This is a genomic window from Flexivirga alba, assembly GCF_042661025.1.
Classification (GTDB): Bacteria; Actinomycetota; Actinomycetes; order Actinomycetales; family Dermatophilaceae; genus Flexivirga; species Flexivirga alba.
Genome location: NZ_JBHSWH010000001.1, coordinates 3,520,494 through 3,533,539, shown reverse-complemented (window position 1 = coordinate 3,533,539; position 13,046 = coordinate 3,520,494). Strand labels below are relative to the sequence as shown.

The following is a 13,046-nucleotide window of genomic DNA, read 5'->3' as shown; positions in this document are numbered from 1 at the left end:
CGTTCATGGCTTCTCCGTCACCCGCTGCCAAGACCGAGCGGCTGCTCAATCTGGTGATCTGCCTGCTCTACACCCGGCAACCGCTGTCCAAGGCGCGCATCCGCGATGCCGTGCCGCAGTATGGCGAGGCAGCCTCCGACGAAGCCTTCGACCGAATGTTCGAGCGCGACAAGGACGAGCTGCGAGAGCTCGGCATACCGCTGCGGATGGAGCCGCTCGACGCGTTCTTCGACGACGAGACCGGCTACCGCATCGACCGTCGCGAATACGCATTGCCGGAGCTGAGTTTCGAGCCGGATGAGTTCGCAGTGCTCGGCCTGGCCAGCCGGACTTGGCAGCAGGCCAGCCTCGCCGGGGCCGCAGCGACCGCACTGCGCAAGCTGGAAGCCGCCGAGGTCGAGCGCGACGTCAACTCGCTCGTCGGACTCGAGCCACGGGTCAGCACCACCGAGCCGGCCTTCAACACCGTCAAGGACGCGGTGCTGCGACGCCAGGCAATCGGCTTCGCCTACCGCAAGGCGGGCGGCGACTCGACTCCTCGGCGGCTACAACCCTGGGGAGTCGCAAACTGGCACGGCCGTTGGTACGTCACGGGATTCGACCTCGACCGAGATGCTCCGCGGGTCTTCCGACTCGGCCGTATCGACGGAGCAGTCAAGCGGGTCGGGAAGCCGGGTGCGTATGACGTGCCGGCCGACCACGACCCAGTCGCGATGATCGACGGCACCGAGAGCACCCCGCCCGCCGAAGCCGTCGTGCTCGTGCACGAGGGCGCCGGCAACACCCTGCGCCGACGCGCGAAACTGGCTGATCAGGACGAGTCCGGGACCCGGCTCGTGCTCGACTTCACCGATCCCGGCGCCTTCGCGGACGAGATCGCCGGGTTCGGCCCGGCCGTCCGTGTGCTGTCACCACCGGAGCTGGTGGATCAGGTCGTATGGCGCCTGCGCGGTGCGCTCAACCGGAACGGAGACGCGTGATGGCCAATCCCGAGAGCGCCACCGCACGACTCGGCCGGCTCTTGACGATGGTGCCCTGGCTGGTCAACCGGCAGGGCATCGACATCGCCGAGGCGGCGCAAGAGCTCGGCGTGACGACCGAGCAGGTCGAAGCCGACCTGGCGTTGCTCTTCGTCTGCGGCACGCCCGGCCACATGCCCGACGACCTGATCGAGGCCGAATGGGAGGAGGGCCGGGTCTTCCTGCGCAATGCGGAGACGATCGCGCGGCCGCTGCGGCTCGGCTTGGACGAAGCCACCGCACTGATCGTGGGGCTGCGCACGTTGGCAGCGGTCCCCGGCCTCGGGGAGCGCGATGCGGTCGACCGGGCTCTCGCGAAATTGGTTGAGGCTGCTGGTGACTCGGGTGCCGCGAGTGACCGGGTGCGGATCGCGCTGGAGTCCGAGGTGCCCTCCGAGACGCTGACTGCGATGCGAGCAGCGGTGGCCGGGCACAAGCGGCTGCATCTGCACTACGTCGTGCCGTCACGTGACGAGACGACCGAACGAGACGTCGACCCGATGCGGGTCGTCTCACTCGACGGCAACTGGTACCTCGAGGGCTGGTGCCACCGGGCCAACGACGTCCGGCTCTTCCGGCTAGACCGCGTCGCGGAGGTGGAGGTGCTCGACGTCGACGGGACTCCGCCGACTGAAGCGCGCCCGCGTGACCTCGGATCCGGTTTGTTCACGCCGGGGCCCGACGACCTGACGGCGGTCGTCGAGTTGTCGCCGGACGCTGCCTGGGTCGTCGACTACTACCCGGTCGACACCGTTGAGCGTGGCTCCGACGGCGTGCTCACTGCGACGTTCCGCACCGCCGATCTGCGATGGCTGCGTCAGCTGATGTGGCGGCTGGGGGAGTCCGCACGGGTGCTGGAGCCGGTCGCCTTGCGCACCGAGGTCGCGGACGGTGCCCGCGCCGCATTGGCGGCATACCAGTCGTGAGTTGGTGGCAATGGGTGTTGCTCTGGATCCTGCTCGCCGTGCTCGGCACCGCCTACCTCGGCTGGCGGGTATGGCGACTGTGGGCGCCGTTGAAGCGGTTGGGGTCTGAGCTGGCCATCGCCCAGGAGCAACTGGCCGCGATCGAGGCGAAAATTGACACGCTGGACGAGCAACTGCGCAGCGTCGATGACCTTGCGGTGCTCCAGGATCCGGCACAATTGCGACGACACCGGTCTGACCTCAAGGCGCAGCAACGCGCCCAGCGCGAAGCTCGCCGCAAGTCGCGGCGCCCGGAGTGGGCGCATCACGTAGAGTGGTGATGACGGTGCGGAACGCCGCTTGTTCGCGCACTCAAACTTTCAGGAGCTAGTTATGTTTCGTGGAGCCCTAGAGCCGTGGCACCTCCTTATCCTCGTGCTCATCGTGGTCATCCTCTTCGGCTGGAAGAAGCTGCCCGACGCAGCGCGCAGCCTTGGCCGTTCGGCGCGCATCCTCAAGAGCGAGCTGGGTGTCGACGACGACAAGAGCTCTGCCTCCGGCCAGACGGTGCCCGGCCAGACCCAGCCGCAGACCGGCAGTGCTCCCGGCGAGGCGCCGGTCCCCGGCGCGTCCGGCTACCCGCAGCAGGGCCAGCAGGCCGCTCCGCAGCAGGGCTACCAGCCGCAGCCCGGCCAGCAGGGTTACCAGCAGCCGCAGCCCGGCCAGCAGGGTTACCAGCAGCCGCAGCCCGGCCAGCCCGGATACCAGCCGCAGCCCCAGCAGCCGGCTCAGCCGCAGGCGCCTGCGGGCTATCCACAACACGGCAACAACGCGGGCAACGGCAACTGATCACCGTCCCGTAGGGACCTACTGCGCAGGACGACACAGAACATATGGCCCTATTGAGGCGTAAGGACAATCCGGACGCCCGGATGTCCCTCGGCGAACACTTCCGTGAGTTCCGCCGACGTGCTCTGGTTGCGGCGATCGCGATCGTCATCGGGGCCATCGTGGCGTGGATCTACTACGACACCATTTACGGCTGGGTGGAGTCGCCGCTGCGCACGGTGCAGGCCCGTCACAATCTTGCGGTCGTCGGCCTCAACTTCGGTAACGGTGGTGTGACTGAGCCGTTCAGCATCAAGCTGAAGATCTCCTTGTGGAGCGGTGTCATCGTGACCTGCCCGATATGGCTGTGGCAGATCTGGGCTTTCCTGGCACCCGGCCTGACCAAGAAGGAGAAGCGCGTCAGCATCGCCTTCATGGCGGCGGCGGTGCCTCTTTTCGCGCTCGGCTGCTACGTCTCGCACTTCGCGATCACCAACGCCGTCGACTTCTTGATGGGCAGTACGCCCCAGGTCAAGGGCGCGGGTCACACACCCATCTACAACCTCACCGACGCTCAGAAGTACGTCAGTTTCGTCACCAAATTCGTCGTCGCGTTTGGTCTGGCGTTCCTGCTGCCGGTATTCCTCGTCGGCCTCAACCAGATCCGGGTCTTCCCCGGGCGCGTCATGCTCAAGGGCTGGCGGGTGGCAGTGATGGTCATCGCGGTCTTCTCCGCTGTGATGAGCCCGGCACCGGACGCGTGGTCGATGCTCGCTCTGATGGTGCCGATGATCGTCCTCTACTTCGGAGCATGCGTCGTGTGCATGTACCTCGACCGGCGCCGCGCCGGCAAGGAGGAGAAAGCCCGCTCCGAGTGGCTCGACGTGCCGGACGACGAAAAGTCCCAACTCTAACCGAAGGGTCGAAGTAACCTTCCGACATGCCGGATTCCGTGGAACGCCAGGAGATTTCCGCCGCCCAGCGGGGGTTCGACTCGACGCACTTCGACCGCTTCGCGGCCGGGTACGACTTCCCGTTCGATGACTTCCAGCGTCTCGGGATCGAAGCCGTGCAGTCCGGTCGCAGTGTGCTGGTCGCGGCGCCGACCGGGTCGGGCAAGACGATCGTCGGAGAGTTCGCGGCATACCTGGCGCTGCACACCAATCGCAAGACCTTCTACACGACGCCGATCAAGGCGCTGTCGAACCAGAAGTATGCCGATCTGGTGGCTCGGCACGGTTCCGAGAACGTCGGTCTGCTGACCGGGGACTCGTCGATCAACGGCGAGGCGCCGATCGTGGTGATGACCACCGAAGTGCTGCGCAACATGATCTATGCCGGCTCCGCGACGCTGGGTCGGCTGGGCTTCGTGGTGATGGACGAGGTGCACTACCTCGCCGACCGGTTCCGCGGTGCGGTCTGGGAAGAAGTCATCGTCATGCTGGCGCCCTCGGTGCAGCTGATCTCCCTGTCTGCGACGGTCAGCAACGCCGAGGAGTTCGGCGACTGGTTGCGCGAGGTGCGCGGCGACACCGAGGTGATCGTCGAGGAGCATCGACCGGTGCCGTTGTGGCAGCAGATGATGGTCGGCCCCTCACTGATGGACCTCTTCGTCGACGACGGCCGGGAGAAGCTGCGCGTCAATCCCCATCTGTTGCAACGCATCGACCAGATGGACCGCGAACGCCGCGACCAGCGTCACGGCCGCCGAGAAGACGCCGGAGCACCGCGCGGGCGTCGCGGTCGACCGAGAGGCGGCTCCGATCGCGGACCCGTCCGCGGCGGTCGTCCCAGCCGGGGGCCCAGCCGCCCGCAGGTCATCGAGGCGCTCGACCACGACGGGCTGCTGCCGGCGATCACCTTCATCTTCAGCCGGGCCGGTTGTGAGGGCGCTGTCGCGCAGCTGCTTGCCTGGGGCACCAAGCTGATCCCTGACCCTGCGGGCGTGAAAGTGCGTCGCCTCGTCGAGGAAAGAGTCGCCGGCCTGCCCGAAGATGATCTCGCGGTGCTCGGCTACTACGACTTCGTCGAGGGCCTCAGCCGGGGCTTCGCAGCACACCACGCGGGAATGCTGCCGATCTTCCGGGAGATCGTCGAGGAGCTTTTCACCGACGGCACGATCAAGGCGGTTTTCGCGACCGAGACGCTGGCGCTGGGGATCAACATGCCCGCACGCACTGTGGTGATCGAGCGACTGGTGAAGTACAACGGCGAGACGCACGCCGACATCACTCCGGCCGAATACACGCAGCTCACCGGTCGCGCCGGACGCCGCGGCATCGACTACGAAGGGCACGCGGTCGTGCTGTGGGCGCCGGGTGTCGACCCGCATGAGGTCGGTGGCCTGGCGTCGACCCGGACCTACCCGTTGCGGTCATCCTTCGTGCCGACGTCCAACATGGCGGTCAATCTGGTCGACAAGGTCGGCCGGTGGCGAGCCGGTCAGATTCTGGAGCAGTCGTTCGCGCAGTTCCAGGCGGACCGGTCGGTCGTCGGCTCGGCGCGCGCCATACATCGCAACGAGGAAGCCCTGGAAGGGTATGCCGAGGCGATGCGCTGCCACCTGGGCGATTTCGCCGAATATGCCGCGCTGCGAAGGGAACTCACCGATCTGCAGAAGTCCGCTGCGAAGCAGCGTTCGGCCAGCCGTCGCGCGGCAACCGCGGTCTCGCTGGAGCAGCTGGAGCCCGGCGACATCGTCCGGGTGCCGGAGGGCCGACGGTCGGGCTACGCCGTGGTCGTTCCGTCCGGGCGGGGCAAGGGCGGAAGCGGCGAGGTGCCGTCCATCATCAACGGCGACGGTCAGCTGCGTCGGCTCAGCGACACCGACGTCGCCGACGTGGTCGAGCCGGTCAACCGGATCCCCGTTCCGCGCAGTTTCCAGAGCCGCTCGCCGCGCGCACGCCGCGACCTGGCCGCGTCGATGCGCAACAAATTGCGCGACGAGCCACCGCCGAGCCCGGCCGAGCTGCGCGCTGCCGAAGCTGCCGCACAGGAGTCGTCCACGGCAGAGGTTGAGCGGCTTCAGGCCGCACTGAAGGCTCACCCGTGCGACGACTGCCCCTACCGGGAGCAGCATGCGCGGTGGGCAGAGCGCTGGTGGAAGCTGCGTCGCGAGACCGATGGACTGCAACGGCAGGTCGACCGACGGACGCATTCGGTCGCGCGCACCTTCAACCGGATCTGTGACCTGCTGGCGGAGCTCGGCTATCTCGACCAGGACGGCGCGACCGTCACCGATCAAGGTCGGGTGCTGCAGCGGATCTACACCGAGAAGGACCTGCTCGCCGCTGAGTGTCTCGAGCACGACGTATGGCGCAAGCTCGACGCACCTTCATTGGCAGCGGTCGTGTGCGCACTGGTCTACGAGGCCCGGCGCAGCGATGGCGGCAGCGAGGAGCCGCGCATCCCCGGTGAACAGACTCGGGACGCATTGGCCGAGATGACGAACATCACCCGCGGCTTGCAGGAGTCCCAGCGCCGGCTCGGCCTCACCCCGATGGGCGACGTCGATCCCGGTATGACGTGGGTGATGCATCGTTGGGCGAGTGGTGGCCGCCTCGAGACCGTGCTGCGGGACAGCGAGATGTCCGCCGGTGATTTCGTGCGGCGTTGCAAGCAGGTGGTGGACCTGCTGGACCAGATCGCCAACGCGGCCCCGCACGAGGGCGTGCGTCGTACCGCCCGCACCGCCATTGACAAGGTGATGCGCGGCGTCGTCGCCGCCGATCGCTTGGACTAGACGGGCATCGCCGCGTGTAATCGAGTGCGGTTGAGGCGCGCCATGGCAGGATGCGTGCCATGGCGTTCTCGGCAAAGCACCTCGCACGCGGCGAACAGATCGATCTGGAGTTGCGCACGCACATCAAGGAGATCTTCTTCCCCTTGGTCATCGGCGTAGTGACCATCGTCGTCGCACTGGCCGCGTCGATCTGGTTCAGTGACAAGGGCTGGTCCGGCTGGGCGACGCTGGCCGTGTGGATCGTCGCACTGCTCATCCTGTGCGTCTTCGTGCTGGCGCCGGTGCTGCGCTGGATGACCACCATCTACGTGATCACCAACCGCCGGCTGATCACCCGCCGCGGCATCATCAACAAGTCCGGACGCGACATCCCGCTCTACCGGATCAACGACGTGTCCTACGAAAAGACCCTGTTGGACCGCATTTTCGGCTGCGGCACGCTGATCATCAGCGATGCCAGCGAGCAGCGCGGCGTGCCGCTGCACGACGTGCCGCATGTCGAAGACGTCCAGGTCCGACTGAACGAACTGCTCTACCACCAGGACGACGGTGGGGACGACGACGGCACCTTCCCGCCGAACGACCCTCGGAACCCGCGTCGCCAGTAACCCGGAGCCGTCAGGCCAACTGCAACGCCTTGAGCAGTCGCGAGACCGGCGTCGTGAGGTCGTGCTGCACGGTCAGCTCGCGTAACCGCCCGGGTTCGGCGATCGTCTGGGGGAGTGCGGCACTGAATTCCGTTGGCAGCGTGATGTTTTTGACGACTTCGACGACCGCCGGTGCGGCATCCAGATAGGCCTCCGCCGCCTCCAGTCGCTTCCGCTGCGCGCCCTTCAGCAGCGGGTCGCCATCGCCGATGGCGGCACGCAGGGTGGCAAGGTCGCCATACCGATTGATCAGGGTTGCGGCGGTCTTCTCGCCGATGCCCGTGACACCGGGCAGCCCGTCGCTGGAGTCCCCGCGCAGCACGGCCATGTCGGCGTATGCCGCGCCGGTGGCGACCGCGTATTTGCGCTCCAGGAACGCCTGGTCGACCAGGTCGGGGTCGCGCACCCCGCCGCGCGCCGTGTAGAGCACGCGCACGCTCTGCGCGTCGTCGACCAGTTGAAACAGGTCACGGTCACCGGTCACGACGTCGACCTGGGCGCGTCCGTGCGCGCCGACCGCCAAGGTGCCGATGATGTCGTCGGCCTCGTAACCGTCGACACCGAGTCGGGTGATGCCGATCGAGGACAGCACGTCGACGATGACCGGCACTTGCGGCGTGAGGTCGTCCGGAGACTCCTCGACTCCGTCCGTGCCGTCGACCATCCGGTGCGCCTTGTATGACGGGATCGCTTCGACACGGAACGCCGGGCGCCAGTCGTTGTCCCAGCAGGCCACCAGCTCGGTCGGTGAATACTCGGTGACGAGTGTCGCGATCATGTCGAAGAAGCCGCGAATCGCGTTGTTAGGCATGGCATCCGGTGTGGCGCGCCGATCGGGCACGCCATAGAACGCTCGGAAGTAGAGACTCGCTGAATCGAGCAGCATGAGGCGAGGTTGCATGGATACATGTTGTCAGAGCTTTAGAGTGCGGATATGGAAGAACTCGACCGGCAGATCGCGCAACTGCTGTCCCAAGACGGTCGGCTCAGCTACACCGACCTGGGCAAGGCCACCGGCCTGTCGACGTCCGCGGTGCACCAGCGGGTGCGACGCCTGGAGGAGCGCGGGGTGATTCGCGGCTACCGCGCGGTGATCGACCACGAGGCGGCCGGCATACCGATGACTGCGCTGATCTCGGTCACGCCTTTCGACCCGTCCGCACCGGACGACATACCCGACCGGCTGCGGCACCTGACTGCCATCGAGTCGTGCTTCTCGGTCGCCGGGGGTGAGAACTACGTTCTCAAAGTCCGCGTCGCCAGTCCGAGCGAGCTCGAGACGCTCCTGGCCGAAATCCGTTCTGCCGCAAGCGTTACCACGCGGACGACGGTGGTGCTCAGCACCCCGTGGGAGGACCGCTCGCCATTGGCGGACTGACCCAACCCGACTGAGTCAGCGGACGAGGTCGGCGACCTGCGCGCCGGTCACTGCTATCAGGTCCGCCGGTGCCAGCTCGATATCAAGTCCGCGCCGGCCACCGCTGACCAGGATCGTCTCGTGAGCCTTCGCCGAGCGGTCCAGCACGGTGGCGAGCGGACGCTTCTGTCCGATCGGGCTGATGCCACCGACGAGATATCCGGAGCTGCGCTCGGCGGCAGCGGCGTCGGCCAACGTGGCACGCTTGCAACCGAATTCGCGGGCAAGGGCCTTGAGGTCCAACTGCTTGTCGACCGGGACGATCGCAACCACGAGTCCTTTGTCAGTCGCTCGATCCGTGTGTGCGACAAGGGTTTTGAACACCCGCTCGGGTTCAACCTGCAGCGCTGCCGCAGCTTCGAGCCCATACGACTCGGCGTCCCGGTCGTGTTCGAACTCGTGGGCGGTGAAGTCGATGGCGGCCCTGCGCAGTGCGACGGTCGCGGGCGTTCCGGCAGACGGCGAGTGACTACGAGATGACACGCATACATCATGCCGTTCGGCGTGTCGCCCGCAACACGCCGGTCATTCCTGAAGAAATTCTGAGTAGTCACACCGCCCTGACCTGCACAAACGCACGTTTGCGCAGGTCAGGGGCTGTTGACACTCACTGACGCGCCGGTAAATTCATCCCCAACGTTCGGAGCTCGCCACGGCGAATTCGCGGACGGCAGGGTGCCGTAGATGGGCCCCTCGTCTAGTAGAAAACGTGCACGCTGCGGGTGACCCGCGTGTATTGGTCCCAACGACGAGGCGGCCCGTCTGCGAGCCAACCGTCCCGAGCCCGCGCGGCCGCATCCACTACTGCTCCGAATCATCGGGAGCGCCCAGCTAGGCTTGTCCGGTGATCTCCCGCCTTGCCCTTGCCGTCGCGGGCGGGCTCTGTGTGTGGCTGTCGTTCCCGGGCCCTGCGGTGTGGCCCGCCGCCATCGTCGGCGTGGCGTTGCTGGCCTTGGCAACCAAGGGAACTCGGGCACGCACCGGCTTCCTCCTCGGCCTCGTGGGCGGCTTCGCTTGCATGGGTCCGACCCTGCATTGGGCGGGCACCTACGTCGGCGCCGTGCCGTGGCTCGCGCTGTCCATCACCGAGTCGGTCTACCTCGCCCTGATGGGTATGGCGTGCTCCCTCGTCCAGTCCGCGCGCCGTTGGGAGCGCGTACCGGCGTGGTTGTCCCCGGCCGACGGGCCGCACGTGCGGCCGCTGGCGATCGCGCTGCTCTGGGTGCTGCAGGAGGCCGTGCGCGACTCGATGCCGTTCGGTGGATTTCCCTGGGCACGGCTCGCCTGGTCGACAGCAGGGTCGCCGCTCGCGCATCTTGCCTCGATCTTCGGTGCCCCCGGGCTGACCTTCGTCGTGGCGTTACTGGGTGGCTGGCTGGCGTTGGCGATCGACCGCATCCGACGAGGTATGCCGCCGGCCCGCGCCATACTCCCTCGACTGTGGCCGGTGATTGCCGGAGTGGCGGTGCTCGGAGTCGCAATCGTCTACCCGACGCCTACCAACGGTAAGAAGATCCAGGTTCTCGCCATACAGGGGAACGTGCCGACCGCAGGCCTGGAGTTCAACGCTCAGCGCCGCGCCGTCCTGGACAACCACGTCAAGGTCACGGACGCAGCAGCCAAGAAGATCAAGGCCGGCAAGCTGGCCGAGCCCGCGTTGGTGATCTGGCCGGAGAACTCCTCGGATATCGACCCGACCCGCAATCCCGACGCGGGCACCGAGATCGTCCAGACCGTCGATGGCATCGGCGTCCCGCTGATCGTCGGGGCAGTGCTCAACGAACCGGCACCCCAGACCAGCAACACCTCGCTGCTCTACCTGCCGGACAAGGGCATCGTCGACCGCTACGTCAAGCAGCACCCGGTCCCGTTCGCCGAATACATGCCCTACCGGTCGTTCTTCCGGAACTTCTCCTCGGCCGTCGACCTGGCCGGCAATTTTGCGGCGGGTCACAAGACCGGACTGTTCCGGGTCCCGACAAAGACCAACGGTGTTGTGAAGGTCGCGCCGGTGATCTGCTTCGAGGTCGCCTACGACTCGCTTACCCGCAAGCCGGTGCGCGACGGCGCGCAGATCCTGACCGTGCAGACGAACAACGCGACCTTCGGCCACACCGCGGAATCCGAGCAGCAGCTGGCGATCTCGCAGATCCGCGCCATCGAGCTGGGCCGGTCGATCGTGCACATCTCAACGGTCGGCGTCAGCGGACTGATCACCCCCGACGGCGTGGTGCACGACAAAACCAGCCTCTTCACTCCGCAGGCGATCGACGGTGCGCTGCCGCTGCGCTCGGGGGAGACGCTCGCCGTACGCCTCGGCGCGCTGCCGGAATGGTTCGGCTGCGGCGTCGCCTTGCTACTGTGCGGGATCGCCCTGGGCGGCAACCGTTCGTCCCGCCGCCGGTCCCTGAGTGTCAAGGAAGTTCACGAGCTTGTCTGATCAAGACATCCACCGCCCTGCTCTGTCCAAGGTCCTGGTGCTTGTGCCGACATACAACGAGCGCGACAACCTGCCACTGATCATGCGACGCATCCGCGCGAGCGTGCCCGACGCCGACGTGCTGGTGCTGGAGGACAACTCGCCGGACGGCACCGGTGACGTCGCTGACCAACTGGCCGCCGACGACGACCGCATCCAGGTCATGCACCGCCCGGGCAAGGAGGGGCTCGGCAAGGCCTACCTCGCCGGGTTCGCCGTCGGTCTCGAGCGCGGGTATGACGCACTGGTCGAGATCGACGCGGACGGCTCTCACCCGCCCGAACGCCTGCCCGCGATGCTCGAGGCTGCGCAGGATGCGGACGTGATCATCGGGTCGCGGTGGATCCGCGGCGGGAAGGTCGTCAACTGGCCGTTGCATCGCAAGGCGCTCAGCGTCGGCGGCAACCTCTACGTCAAAACCCTGCTCGGTATGCCGGTGAACGACGCCACTGCGGGATTCCGGGTCTACCGGGCGGACGCCCTGCGGACCATCGGCCTGGACGGCGTCGACTCCTACGGCTACTGCTTCCAGGCAGACCTGACCTGGCGAGCCATCCGGGCGGGACTGCGCGTGGTCGAGGTCCCGATCACCTTCGTCGAGCGGGAGATCGGCCAGTCGAAGATGAATCCGGACATCGCCCGCGAGTCGTTGCTGAACATCAGTCGCTGGGGTTGGGAGTACCGGCGCGGTCAGGTTCGTTCTCTTGGTGAACGCCTCGTTCACCGACAGAAGGACAATCCATGAGCACCACCCCCGGCCGCGCGCCGTTCTGGGCGCGGCTGCTGTTCGCCGTCGCCTTGTGTATGCCGATCATCGAGGTGATCGTCATCGTGCTGGTGTGGCACGTCATCGGCTGGTGGACGCTGCTCGCGCTGGCCGCTTGCTTCTGCCTGGGGCTGCTCGTCATACAGCGTGCCTCGATCGGTGCCGCGCGTGAGATGCGTAGCGCGATGGCCGAGCGCCGCCCGCCGGCGCGCGAAGTGGCCGATGCGCCGCAGGCGCTGGTGGGTGGCGTGCTGTTGCTGATCCCGGGGTTCGTGACCTCGCTGCTGGGAATCATCCTGATCCTGCCCGGCAGCGCTCGATCTCCCGGCGGCTGATGCAGGTCTTCGTCGGGCGCCGGATGGGGTCCGGGAGCGCGCAGGTCGTCGACTACACCGCGACGCACACCACAGTGCGTCCGGACGATCCCGAGGTGATCGACGGCGAGATCATCGACGAGGACGGCAACAAGCGCTGAGCAGCACAAAGAGAAGGAGCCGACCGGGGTGTCCGGTCGGCTCCTTCTATGACTGCGTAGCTCAGGCGGAGCGCTTGCGACGCGGCTTCTCGCCACGCGATGCGCGCAGCAGCGTCAGGCGCTCCTGCAGCAGCTCCTCCAGCTCCGGGATCGAGCGGCGCTCAAGCAGCATGTCCCAGTGGGTGCGGACCGGCTTGACCGGCTTGCGCTCCGGCTCGGGGCCGTCCTGCAGCTGGGCTTCTGCACCACAGGTGCCGCACTCCCACAGACCCGGAACGTCGGCCTCCACAGAGAACGGCAGCTCGCTGACGTGGCCCTGCGCGCAGACGTAGCGCACGATCTGGCGCTCACTGAACGCGATGTTGTCCTCGGTCTCCAAGGACAGGGTGCTGAGGTTGGTCCCTCGCAACGAACGCTCTGCCATGTCCACTCACTTCTCTCTCGTGTCGGGCCTGTCCGAGAACCTGCCCCCTCGGGTCGGTCCGGTCTCGGCGATCTATGTTGTGCAACGGTCGGTTCGGTCGGGATGTTCCCGAGAATTCACTACTCTGGCCCGCCCTGACCTCCGACGATCCACACAATCAAAGACGTCGTAGCCTCGCAAAAGGTTGCCATCATACGTCGTCGGCCGGCCCAGTATGTCGTAAACGCCCAGAAAAGTCGCATCGAGCGTGATCGAATTGTGACCGGCATCACAGCTGGCGGGCGTCAAACGCGTTCGTCCGGTCATCGGGGTCCCCGCGAAGTATTCGGAGGAGCGAAGCGGAG

General features: G+C 66.8%; 15 protein-coding genes. 12 read left to right on the top strand and 3 right to left on the bottom strand.

Annotated elements, in window-relative coordinates; genetic code table 11:
• The first annotated feature begins 5 nt into the window (after positions 1 to 5).
• The 7 genes from ACFQDH_RS17445 to ACFQDH_RS17415 all read left to right on the top strand — a co-directional run bounded on the left by ACFQDH_RS17445 (position 6) and on the right by ACFQDH_RS17415 (position 7,102).
• Entirely contained in the window at positions 6 to 980 is a 975-nt protein-coding gene (locus tag ACFQDH_RS17445; RefSeq protein ID WP_382403664.1) for a helix-turn-helix transcriptional regulator, read from the top strand.
• A complete protein-coding gene (locus ACFQDH_RS17440; RefSeq protein ID WP_382403663.1) occupies positions 980 to 1,945 on the top strand; it encodes a helix-turn-helix transcriptional regulator in 966 nt (321 codons plus the stop codon). The genes ACFQDH_RS17445 and ACFQDH_RS17440 overlap by 1 nt, the downstream gene beginning before the upstream one ends.
• A complete protein-coding gene (locus tag ACFQDH_RS17435; protein ID WP_382403662.1) occupies positions 1,942 to 2,265 on the top strand; it encodes a hypothetical protein in 324 nt (107 codons plus the stop codon). The genes ACFQDH_RS17440 and ACFQDH_RS17435 overlap by 4 nt, the downstream gene beginning before the upstream one ends.
• Positions 2,266 to 2,359: 94 nt before the next feature.
• The gene (locus ACFQDH_RS17430; protein ID WP_382403661.1) at positions 2,360 to 2,773 is read left to right on the top strand and encodes a twin-arginine translocase TatA/TatE family subunit; all 414 of its coding nucleotides are present in this window, start codon (positions 2,360 to 2,362) and stop codon (positions 2,771 to 2,773) included.
• 83 nt (positions 2,774 to 2,856) lie between these two features.
• Positions 2,857 to 3,666: a twin-arginine translocase subunit TatC gene (gene tatC / locus ACFQDH_RS17425; protein WP_382403660.1), complete on the top strand. Its 810-nt coding sequence runs from the start codon at positions 2,857 to 2,859 to the stop codon at positions 3,664 to 3,666.
• Positions 3,667 to 3,692: 26 nt separating this feature from the next.
• Positions 3,693 to 6,494 carry a DEAD/DEAH box helicase gene (locus tag ACFQDH_RS17420; RefSeq protein WP_382403659.1) on the top strand — a complete coding sequence of 934 codons (2,802 nt, stop codon included), beginning with the start codon at positions 3,693 to 3,695 and terminating at the stop codon, positions 6,492 to 6,494.
• A gap of 59 nt (positions 6,495 to 6,553) precedes the next feature.
• Positions 6,554 to 7,102 (top strand): PH domain-containing protein, encoded by a 549-nt coding sequence (locus ACFQDH_RS17415; RefSeq protein ID WP_382403658.1) that lies wholly within the window; start codon positions 6,554 to 6,556, stop codon positions 7,100 to 7,102.
• Between the two features lie 10 nt (positions 7,103 to 7,112).
• Here the strand turns inward: ACFQDH_RS17415 and ACFQDH_RS17410 are convergent, their stop codons facing one another.
• Positions 7,113 to 8,027 carry a 5'-3' exonuclease gene (locus tag ACFQDH_RS17410; protein ID WP_382403657.1) on the bottom strand — a complete coding sequence of 305 codons (915 nt, stop codon included), beginning with the start codon at positions 8,025 to 8,027 and terminating at the stop codon, positions 7,113 to 7,115.
• 48 nt (positions 8,028 to 8,075) lie between these two features.
• On the opposite strand from ACFQDH_RS17410, the gene ACFQDH_RS17405 reads away from it, so the two are divergent.
• Positions 8,076 to 8,519: an Lrp/AsnC family transcriptional regulator gene (locus tag ACFQDH_RS17405; RefSeq protein WP_382403656.1), complete on the top strand. Its 444-nt coding sequence runs from the start codon at positions 8,076 to 8,078 to the stop codon at positions 8,517 to 8,519.
• 15 nt (positions 8,520 to 8,534) lie between these two features.
• On the opposite strand, the gene ybaK is transcribed toward ACFQDH_RS17405, so the two are convergent.
• Positions 8,535 to 9,041, bottom strand: coding sequence for a Cys-tRNA(Pro) deacylase (ybaK, locus tag ACFQDH_RS17400; RefSeq protein WP_382403655.1), 507 nt, complete (start codon positions 9,039 to 9,041; stop codon positions 8,535 to 8,537).
• 361 nt (positions 9,042 to 9,402) lie between these two features.
• On the opposite strand from ybaK, the gene lnt reads away from it, so the two are divergent.
• Genes lnt through ACFQDH_RS17380 form a run of 4 tightly spaced genes read left to right on the top strand, consistent with a single transcriptional unit; the run spans position 9,403 to position 12,278 of the window.
• On the top strand, positions 9,403 to 10,998 hold the full coding sequence (gene lnt / locus ACFQDH_RS17395; RefSeq protein ID WP_382403654.1) for an apolipoprotein N-acyltransferase: 1,596 nt from the start codon (positions 9,403 to 9,405) through the stop codon (positions 10,996 to 10,998).
• Positions 10,991 to 11,782 carry a polyprenol monophosphomannose synthase gene (locus tag ACFQDH_RS17390; protein ID WP_382403653.1) on the top strand — a complete coding sequence of 264 codons (792 nt, stop codon included), beginning with the start codon at positions 10,991 to 10,993 and terminating at the stop codon, positions 11,780 to 11,782. The genes lnt and ACFQDH_RS17390 overlap by 8 nt, the downstream gene beginning before the upstream one ends.
• Positions 11,779 to 12,138 (top strand): FxsA family protein, encoded by a 360-nt coding sequence (locus ACFQDH_RS17385; RefSeq protein ID WP_382403652.1) that lies wholly within the window; start codon positions 11,779 to 11,781, stop codon positions 12,136 to 12,138. The genes ACFQDH_RS17390 and ACFQDH_RS17385 overlap by 4 nt, the downstream gene beginning before the upstream one ends.
• Positions 12,138 to 12,278 (top strand): hypothetical protein, encoded by a 141-nt coding sequence (locus ACFQDH_RS17380; RefSeq protein WP_382403651.1) that lies wholly within the window; start codon positions 12,138 to 12,140, stop codon positions 12,276 to 12,278. Before ACFQDH_RS17385 ends, ACFQDH_RS17380 begins: the two co-directional genes overlap by 1 nt.
• Before the next feature lie 61 nt (positions 12,279 to 12,339).
• Here the strand turns inward: ACFQDH_RS17380 and ACFQDH_RS17375 are convergent, their stop codons facing one another.
• Entirely contained in the window at positions 12,340 to 12,702 is a 363-nt protein-coding gene (locus tag ACFQDH_RS17375; RefSeq protein ID WP_382403650.1) for an RNA polymerase-binding protein RbpA, read from the bottom strand.
• Positions 12,703 to 13,046 lie beyond the last annotated feature (344 nt).